The 2,471-nt window shown below is 73.3% G+C and carries 2 protein-coding genes; one reads left to right on the top strand and one right to left on the bottom strand.

The genetic code is table 11. The features are described from left to right. A partial coding sequence (locus ACTUAL_RS26120) for a cbb3-type cytochrome c oxidase subunit I (RefSeq protein WP_440902106.1) occupies nucleotides 1-710 on the bottom strand: 710 nt, incomplete at its 3' end. Nucleotides 711-1,096: 386 nt separating this feature from the next. On the opposite strand from ACTUAL_RS26120, the gene mshC reads away from it, so the two are divergent. Beyond that, entirely contained in the window at nucleotides 1,097-2,335 is a 1,239-nt protein-coding gene (mshC, locus tag ACTUAL_RS26115; protein WP_440902105.1) for a cysteine--1-D-myo-inosityl 2-amino-2-deoxy-alpha-D-glucopyranoside ligase, read from the top strand. Nucleotides 2,336-2,471: the final 136 nt, after the last annotated feature.

Here is a 2,471-nt window from a genome sequence, read left to right as displayed (position 1 = left end):
AACTGGCGGTCGACCTCGAGGCCCATCAGAGCGGCGGTCAGCAGCGGGAACGCGAGCAGGATCAGCACGCTGGTGACCAGGATGTTCCAGGTGAAGATCGGCAACCGCCACATGGTCATGCCCGGCGCGCGCAGGCACACCACGGTGGTGATCATGTTGACCGCGCCGAGGATCGTGCCGACCCCGCCGAGCGCCAGGCCGAGGATCCACAGGTCCGCGCCGACGCCGGGGGAGTGCGTCGCCGTCGACAGCGGGGTGTAGGCGGTCCACCCGAAGTCGGGAGCCCCGGCCGGGGTGAGCATCGAGCTGACCGTCACCGTCGCGCCGAACAGGTAGAGCCAGTACGAGAGCGCGTTGAGCCGGGGGACCGCCACGTCCGGCGAGCCGATCTGCAGCGGCAGGACGTAGTTGGCGAAGCCGAACACGATCGGGGTGGCGTAGAGCAGGAGCATCACCGTCCCGTGCATGGTGAACAGCTGGTTGTACTGCTCGTTCGACAGGAACTGCATCCCCGGCCGGGCCAGCTCGCCCCGCATGAGCAGGGCCATCAGGCCGCCGACGAGGAAGAAGAAGAACGACGTCACCAGGTACATCAGCCCGATCCGCTTGGGATCGGTGGTGCGCAGCAACCCCAGCAGCACCGACCCCTTGGACCCGCGCGCGCCCGCGCCGGGACGGACGACCACGGGTTCCGGCTTGAGCGCGGTCATGCCGCCTCCTCGGGATGCGGTGCCAGGGCACCTCATGCTCTACCCGCGCCACCGGGCGGTAATCGTCCGAACGCCCGCGTCTCGGGGTGGAATATCCACACCCCCGGCGACGTCGCGCTGATCCGTTCGGCCGGTTCCGGACGCCGGACCTGCGCGGCCGTCGCGCACTCCACCCGCACGGCGCGGCCGAGCGGGCCGCACCACGCGGCGGGAGTCGGTGGGGCGGGCGATCGCGGAGGTGGAGCGCGGGCCCGGTGGACGGGGCGGCGCCGGTGGGCGGCCCGTCCGGGCCGCGCGGAACTGCGGTTTCCCGCGCGGGCGGAGTGATCAGCGTCCCACCGCTCGGACCCCGGTCAACGCCCGCGCTCGCGGGTTATCGTCGAGCCATGCAGACCTGGTCATCCCCCTCCGTTCCCAAGCTCCGCGGTGCACCCCGCCCCCTCCGGCTCCACGACACCGCGACCGGCGAGGTGCGGCCCACCGCGCCGGGGGACACCGCTCGGCTGTACGTCTGCGGCATCACCCCCTACGACGCCACGCACCTCGGCCACGCCGCCACCTACCTGGCGTTCGACCTGGTCCAGCGGATCTGGCTGGACAACGGGCACGACGTGCACTACGTGCAGAACGTCACCGACGTGGACGACCCGCTGCTGGAGCGCGCCGCCCGCGACCAGGACGACTGGGTCGTGCTCGCGATGCGCGAGACCGCCCTCTTCCGCGAGGACATGGAGGCGCTGCGCGTCCTGGCCCCGCGCGAGTTCGTCGGCGCCGTGGAGTCCATCCCCGGCATCGTCGACATGATCGAGAAGCTGCTGGCGTCCGGCGCGGCCTACCGGCTCGACGACGACGAGTACCCGGACGTCTACTTCCCGCACGACACCACGCCCCACTTCGGCTACGAGTCGAACTACGACCGCGAGACCATGCTGCGGCTGTTCGCCGAGCGCGGCGGTGACCCGGAGCGCCCCGGCAAGCGGGACCCGCTCGACGCGCTGCTCTGGCGCATGGCGCGACCCGGCGAGCCGTCCTGGGAGACCTCGATCGGCGCCGGGCGCCCCGGCTGGCACATCGAGTGCAGCCACATCGCGCTCGTCAACCTGGACACCCCGTTCGACCTGCAGGGCGGCGGGTCCGACCTGGTCTTCCCGCACCACGAGTACAGCGCCGCGCACGCCGAGGCGCTCACCGGCAGGCACCCGTTCGCCCGGCACTACGCGCACGCCGGGATGATCGGCCTGGACGGCGAGAAGATGTCCAAGTCCAGGGGCAACCTGGTGTTCGTGTCCAAGCTGCGCTCCACCGGCGTCGACCCCGGCGCGATCCGCCTCGCGCTGTTCGCGGGCCACTACCGCGAGGACCGGCCGTGGACCGACGAGCTGTTCACCGAGGCCGGGGTCAGGCTGGCGCTGTGGCGCTCGGCCGCGAACCTGGAGTCCGGGCCGTCCGCCGACGACGTCGTCGCGCGGGTGCGCGAGCACCTGGGCAACGACCTCGACACCCCGAAGGCGCTCGCCGCGCTGGACGCGTGGGCGCGCGAGGCGTGGGACCGGGGCGGCCCCGACGCCGAGGCGCCCGGCGTGTTCCGCACCGCCGTGGACGCCCTGCTCGGCATCGCGCTCTGACCGGCTGAGCGCGGCGACCGCGGCAAGACGCGGAGGGCCGGGCGCCCGGGGGGCGCCACCCCCCGAACCCCGCCCCCCGCACCCCCCCGGGCCCCCGCCGCCCGGGGGACCCCCCGCGGGCACAACGCCCGCGCCC

It is taken from the genome of Actinosynnema sp. (assembly GCF_052038725.1).
This window is presented reverse-complemented; position numbering and strand designations above follow the sequence as displayed.

Coding starts and splice junctions, on each gene's coding strand:
- mshC (WP_440902105.1), top strand. CDS start 1,097: ATGCAGACCTGGTCATCCCCCTCCGTTCCCAAGCTCCGCGGTGCACCC.